We start from the raw sequence: 6,641 nt of genomic DNA, 5'->3' as shown, positions 1-6,641 counted from the left end.
GAGCTCCCGGCCCCCCTCGCGGACCGGCCGCGCCGGCGTCGCCGGGGCCGTCACCGGGTGCTCCCCGCGGGATCGGGCGCCGGCTCGGACACCGGGTCGGGCGCCGGGTCGGGGGCGCTGCTGCGGGTGGCCGAGCCCACCGGCACCGGCTCACCGGGGTGCTCGGCGGCCCAGAAGCAGGCGGAGTGGCGCAGCTCGGTGCCGACGACCGGTGGCGCCTGGGTCCGGCACTGCGCCATCACCAGCTCGCAGCGGGGGTGGAACCGGCACCCGCTCGGCGGGTCGGCCAGGCTCGGCGGCGCACCGGGGATGCCCGTGACCCGCAGGGTCCGGTAGCGCGGCTCGGGCACCAGCACCGAGGCCAGCAGCGCGGCCGAGTAGGGGTGGCGCGGCCGCTCGGCGAGGTCGGCGGCGTCGGCCACCTCCACCACCTTGCCCGCGTACATCACCGCGATCCGGTCGCTCACCGCCCGCAGCACCGGCAGGTCGTGGGTGATGAAGATGACCCCGCCCATGATCCCCGCCGACAGCATCTCCTTGAGCATGTCCATCAGCGCCCGCTGGGACGAGACGTCAAGGGCGGAGGTCGGCTCGTCGGCGATCAGCAGCCGCGGGTTCAGCAGCGTCGAGATGACCGTCACCACCCGCTGCTTCATACCCCCCGACAGCTGGTGGGGGTAGGCGTCCAGCACCCGCGGCGGCAGCCCCAGGTCGGTGAGCCGCTCCCGCACCCGGTCCATCGACTCGGCGTAGCGGGCGCGCCGGTCATGGGCCCGGATGACGTCGAAGCAGAGCTCGCGGACCCGCATCGTCGGGCTGATCGAGTTCATCGCGCCCTGCGGCAGCAAGGAGACCACCGATCCGCGCCAGGTCCGCGGGATCCGGGCCGAGGCGCCGAAATCCTGCCGCTTGCCCTCGACGTCCAGCTCACCGGACTCGACCTCCAGCGGGGCCCGGACGTTGAGGGAGAGGACCGCGCCCAGGGTGGACTTGCCGGAGCCGGACTCCCCCGCCACCCCGAGCACCTCGCCCTCGTCGACGTGCAGTGTCACGTCGTCCACGGCACGCACCAGCCGGCCGTCGGGGGTGCGGTAGGCGGCGCGCAGGTTCCGGGCGTCGAGCAACCTCGTCATCGTGCGGCTCCTCCGGGACGGGCGACCGGGTCGGCGACGGTCGGCGTGACCAGCCCCTCGGCCCGGCCGCGACGACGCGCCCGGCGACCCTTGCGCAGACGCGGGTTGAACAGCTCGTCGCCGGCGGAGTTCAGCAGCAGCAGCGAGAACGAGATGAGGGTGAGCACGATCGTCGGGGGCAGGAAGGCCCACAGCGCGCCCACCCGCACCGAGCCCCAGACCTGGGCCCAGTAGAGCATCGTGCCGATGGAGGTGCTGCCCGAGGGGCCCAGCCCGAGCAGGCTCAGCGTCGCCTCGGCCAGGATCGCCCCCGAGCACTGCAGCACGAAAGCCATCACCACGTAGCTCAGCAGGTAGGGCAGCACGTCCCAGCCGAGGATGCTGACCCAGCGCGCCCCCGACAGCCGGGCCACCTCGATGTGCTCGCGGGCGCGGATGCTGCTGGACTGCGCCCGGACGGCCCGGGCCAGCCACGGCCAGGCGGTCACCCCGATGATCACCGCCAGCGCCACCGACGACCTCGACCCCAGCGCCACACCGAGCAGGATGATCACCACGATCGTGGGGATCGCCAGCGCGATGTTGGTGACGGCGTTGATGATGTCGTCGACCAGCCCGCCCTGGAAGCCGGCGATGAGCCCGAGCACGAGCCCGATCACGGTCGCGATCGCCCCGGCCAGCAGCCCGACCAGCAGCGAGGTGCGCAGCCCGTGCACCAGGTTGGCCAGCACGCTCTGGCCCTGGTTGTCGGTGCCGAGCACCAGCGCGAGGCTCTCGGTGCTGGGCCGGTCGTAGAGCCCGCCGATCACCTCGCGGGGGCCGGTGGCGACCACCAGCGGTCCGAGGACGGCCACCAGCACCAGCAGCACGATCATGGTCGAGGCCACCCAGAACCGGGGGCTGAGGTTGGCACCCCTCATCAGCGGTCTCCTCCCTGTGCCGCGCGGATGCGCGGGTCGATCAGGCCGTTGAGCACGTCCACCAGGAAGTTGGCCACCAGCACCGCGATGGTGATGAGCAGCACGATCGCCTGGATCACCGGGTAGTCGTTGGCGCTGATCGCGGTGAACAGCAGCGTGCCCAGGCCCGGGTAGTTGAACACCAGCTCGGTGACCAGGGCGCCGCCGATCATCGCCCCGATCGACAGCGCCAGCCCGGTCAGCTGGGGCAGCATCGCGTTGCGGAAGATGTAGCGGGTGATCCGGTTGTCGCTGATGCCCAGGCCGCGGGCGTAGTTGACGTAGTCCGAGCCCAGCTCGTAGATCGCCATCGAGCGCATCCCGACCGCCTGCCCGCCGATGAAGACGACCACCAGCGACCAGAACGGCAGCCAGAAGTAGGTGATCGCGTCGCCGAAGAAGGCCAGCGTGGCCTCCGGGGAGAGCCCGAAGGAGTAGCCACCGCCGGCAGGCAGCGCCTGCATACGCACCGCCACCACGAAGAGCAGGATGATCGCCAGGCAGTAGTACGGCACCGAGGTGGCGAAGATCGAGCCGAGGAAGGCCCCCTTGTCGAACCAGCCGCCGCGGAAGGCCGCGATCGCCCCGAGCGCGTTGCCGACCACCCAGCCGACGATGATGGCCGGCAGCTGGATGGCCACGCTCCAGGGCAGGGCCTGGGCGATCATCGAGTTCACCGAGGCCGGGTACTGGGCGAAGGAGGTGCCCAGGTCGCCCTGCAGCACGTTCTGGACGAAGACCAGGAACTGCTGCCAGATCGGCTGGTCGAGCCCGAACTCGCGCATGTAGTTGTCGTAGATCGCCTCGACCTGCTCACCGCTACCGCCTCCGCCCCGGGTCATCTGGGCGACGATGGCGTCCACCGGGTTGCCGGGCACCAGACGCACCAGCACGAAGACGAGCAGCATCGCCGCGAGGAAGGTGACCAGCAGCCAGAGGGTCCTGCGCAGCAGGTAGCGGGCGAGTGGTGGCATCGGAGTCCTCCCGTCCGGGCGTCAGGCCTGGGCCTTCTCCAGCTGGAACAACCACTGGATGCCGGCGCCCTGCCACATCGGCGGGGCGTAGGGGTTGTCGCTGGTCGGGAAGTTGGTCCAGGTGCTGCTGTTGAACTCGTAGAACTCCAGCGGGCGGTACATCAGCGGCACCACCGGGACGTCGGCGCGCACGATCGCGTCCAGCTCGGCGTAGGCCGCGGCCGTGGCGGCCTCGTCGGTGCCCGCACCGGCGGTGTCGAGCAGCGCCCCCACCTCCTCGTTGTGGTAGCGCCCGTAGTTGCGGTAGGCCTGCTCGCCGACGTCGGGCAGCCCGCGGCTGTCCAGGGCGTCGCGGAACCGGGCCCACGGGCTCGCCGGCGACACCCCCGCGTAGGTGTTCATGCAGAGGTCGAAGTCGCCGTTCTGCTCGGCCTGGGTGACCTGCGGCGCCTGCGGGAACTCGGTCTGGATCCCGATCCCGGCCGCGGTGGCGTTGTTGGCCACGATCTCCAGCGCGGTGTTCCAGTCGCTCCACCCGCTGGGGCAGATCACCTTCCAGCCGCCGAGCTTGGTGCCGTCGGGCAGCACGTAGATGCCGTCGTCGCCCTTCTCCGCGCCGAGCTCGTCCTCCAGGATCGCCCGGGCCCGCTCCGGGTCGTGGGTCCAGCCCTCGGACTCCACCGCGGCCTGGTCGAAGTAGGCGCTCTCGAAGCCGGTGGGCAGCACCAGCGAGGCGCTGACGGTGTCGGAGTAGCTCGACATCGCCGTCTGGGCGATGTTGGCGAAGTCGATGGAGTAGGCGATGGCCCGGCGCACCTGGGGGTTGTCCAGGCCGGGCTTGGTGGTGTTGAAGATCAGCAGCGGGATGTTGCCCGGCAGGTGGTACGGGGCCTCCTTCAGCCAGGTGCCGACCGGGCGCTGCTGGTCCTCCCACATCTTCCAGATCTGGGAGGTGAACTGCTGGCTGGCGTCGATCTCGCCGCTGGCCAGCTTGAGGTCGCCGTCCTGGTTGGCCTTGAAGATGGGGTGGTTGATCGCGGTCATCGGCGGGGTGCCGAAGGCGGCGGCGCCCCAGTAGCCGTCGTGGCGGGTCAGCGCGATCTGCTGCTGGTCGGAGTGGTCGAGCAGGAACGGCCCGGAGCCGACCGGGTCCATGTTGGTCTGCTCCAGCAGCGAGCCGTCCTCGGCGAACCCCTCCCACAGGTGCTGGGGCAGGATGTAGGTCTCGGCGATGGCGGCCCGGATGTTGCCCGGGTTGAAGGGCTCCTCCTTGGCGGTGAACACCACGGTGCGCGCGTCGGTGGCCTCCACCGAGTCGATGTACTCCCAGATCGTGGAGTAGGACAGCGCGTTGTCCCGGGCGATCTCGAAGGTGAACACGACGTCGTCGGCGGTCAGCTCGGTGCCGTCGCTCCAGGTGGTCCCCTCCTGCAGCGGCACGGTGAAGGTCCGGTCCGACTCCTGCAGCTCACGACCGAGACCGGGGGTCAGGGAGCCGTCCAGCAGGTTGAACCGGAGCAGGGTCTCGTAGATCAGCTGGCTCTGGTCACCGCCGGTGGGCCAGGCGGGCGAGGCGCTCAACGGGTTGAAGCTGGTCGGTGCGCCCCACTGGAAGCCGGCCACGAAGAAGGTGTCGCCGGCGGCGCCGCTGCGGCCGGTGGCCCCGCCGCCGCCGGTCTGGGCGGTGCCGCAGGCGGTTCCGCCGACGCCGACCGCGAGGGCGCCGGCGGTGATCCCGGCCATGGTGAGGAACCGTCGCCGCGTGGGCACGAAGGCACCGGCTGCATCCACCCGCACCTGCGGGTCGTCGATCAGGTCTGACATGTGTCGTCCGTCCTCAGAGGGGTGCGCGCGGGCGTGTCAGCCGCGCGACCGGTGGTGGGTGGCGTGCTGAGGGCCGGACGTGGTCGGGTGACGACCCCGAGGTGGCACGGTGCGTCGTTGCACCGACTCCCAGGTTGCGTCATGGAATCCTTCTCGATCCGCCGACCTCCGGCCCCCGCCCGGACGACGGCGAGGTCGGCGGCCACGCGGTGGTCGCTCCCTGCTCCCGACGTCGTCGTCACGAGTTGGCCCGACTCCACCACCGAACCGCGGTGCTGTCAATGACCCCCGCCGGTCAGGCGACGTCGACCAGGTCGGCCTGGGCCAGCGCCCAGCGCAGCGGGTCCAGGCAGCGGAAGCTGGCGATCCCGTGCGGGTGCACGCCGGAGTCCACCGCGGAGGCGCCGAGGGCGGAGACGGCGAAGAACTGGCTGGTCCGCAGCCGTCCGTCGTGCGGGTTGGCGAGCTGGTTGATGACGTCGCGGGCCCGCATCGCGGTGAGCAGCGAGTGCACCTCGGCACTGAGCAGCTCGGCGTCGTCGCGCTGGTAGGCCATCACCTCCACGCCGGGGTCGCGCTGCATCGCCGCGCCGGCGTTGCCCATGATCGCCTGCCACTGCGGCGCCTCCACCCGGGTCAGCCGCTGCAGCAGGTCGAACTTCGACACCACCACCCCGACCGGCGGACGGTGCTCCCCGCTGAGCCGCAGCACGTTGGCCAGCACCCGCGCCGCGCTGCCCTGGTCCACCCCGCGCTGCACCACGTCGGGCAGCAGCGCGGCGATCGCCGGGTCGGCGGCCGGGTCGAACATGAACAGGACGGCGTCGGCCCGGTCGAAGTAGGACAGGTGCAGCGCCCGCTCCGGCGGGTTCTGCAGCTCCTCCCCCGCGGCGTCGCGCAGCACCAGGTAGCGCCGGCGGCGGTGCCGGGTGCCGAGGCTGAGCACGAGCGGGTGCCGCTGGGCGGCGTCCTCGGTCTGGGCCCGCGGGGTGGCCTGGGGCATCTGCCGGATCGAGAACAGCGGCTCCTCGTAGTGCCGCTCGTAGCTCTGCTGGGAGAAGACGGTGCCGTGCTGCAGCGCCACCCCCTGGCTCTGCAGCATCAGCCCGAGCTGCTGCACCGCCACCCCGAGGTAGAGCGACTTGCCGGTGTTGCGGGCCCCGGCCAGTGCGACGCACAGGGTGTCGCTGTCGCGCCAGTCCTCGGGCAGCAGGTAGTGGCAGGTCGGGCACACCTGCTCGGTGGCGGGCCGCTGGCACTGGTGGCAGGCCACCGAGGTCGGCGGCCAGCGCCGGGAGAAGACCCCGGACTGCTGGCGGTCGCGGACCAGCTCGGTCACCACCGGCCAGGTCACCGAGGTCAGCCCGGCGCAGGCGGCCTGACGCTGGTTGTGCTCCGGCGGGCACGCCCGGCAGGCGTAGGAGGCGACGTCCTCGGGGATGGCGAAGAAGCACATCGGGCACTTGCTCACCGGCCCACCCCCGGCTGCTGCAGCGCGACGACGTCGACGCCGAAGCGGGCCAGCGCGTCCACCGCGGACGGGCCGACGGCCACCGGGACGCCGGCCAGCGGGTCCTCCAGCACCACCTCGACCAGGGCGGAGCCCGGCCGGGCCACCAGGGCGGGCGCCGGGCCGCGGGTGAGCACCACCGACCCGGCCACCCGGGACGTCCGGACCTGCGGCGCGGGCGCGTCGGAGACCCACCACCCCAGGTGCCCGGGCGCGTCGGCCGCGGCGGCACCGGCCACCG

General features: G+C 72.1%; 6 protein-coding genes. All 6 read right to left on the bottom strand.

Annotation, left to right across the window (positions count from 1 at the left end; translation table 11 throughout):
* Nucleotides 1-50 precede the first annotated feature (50 nt).
* A complete protein-coding gene (locus DVA66_RS15255; protein ID WP_114560853.1) occupies nt 51-1,133 on the bottom strand; it encodes an ABC transporter ATP-binding protein in 1,083 nt (360 codons plus the stop codon).
* A complete protein-coding gene (locus tag DVA66_RS15250) occupies nt 1,130-2,053 on the bottom strand; it encodes an ABC transporter permease (protein WP_114560852.1) in 924 nt (307 codons plus the stop codon). Before DVA66_RS15250 ends, DVA66_RS15255 begins: the two co-directional genes overlap by 4 nt.
* Nucleotides 2,053-3,066 carry an ABC transporter permease gene (locus DVA66_RS15245; protein ID WP_114560851.1) on the bottom strand — a complete coding sequence of 338 codons (1,014 nt, stop codon included), beginning with the start codon at nt 3,064-3,066 and terminating at the stop codon, nt 2,053-2,055. Before DVA66_RS15245 ends, DVA66_RS15250 begins: the two co-directional genes overlap by 1 nt.
* Before the next feature lie 21 nt (nt 3,067-3,087).
* On the bottom strand, nt 3,088-4,890 hold the full coding sequence (locus DVA66_RS15240) for an ABC transporter substrate-binding protein (RefSeq protein WP_114560850.1): 1,803 nt from the start codon (nt 4,888-4,890) through the stop codon (nt 3,088-3,090).
* 295 nt (nt 4,891-5,185) lie between these two features.
* Nucleotides 5,186-6,361, bottom strand: coding sequence for a TRAFAC clade GTPase domain-containing protein (locus tag DVA66_RS15235; RefSeq protein WP_114560849.1), 1,176 nt, complete (start codon nt 6,359-6,361; stop codon nt 5,186-5,188).
* The coding region (locus DVA66_RS15230; RefSeq protein ID WP_157974038.1) for a hypothetical protein at nt 6,358-6,641 on the bottom strand (284 nt) is incomplete at its 5' end. The genes DVA66_RS15230 and DVA66_RS15235, both read right to left, overlap by 4 nt.

It is taken from the genome of Desertihabitans aurantiacus (assembly GCF_003344635.1).
Classification (GTDB): domain Bacteria; phylum Actinomycetota; class Actinomycetes; order Propionibacteriales; family Propionibacteriaceae; genus Desertihabitans; species Desertihabitans aurantiacus.
The sequence above is the reverse complement of the archived record's forward strand: the minus strand, read 5'-3'. Positions and strand labels throughout refer to the sequence as shown.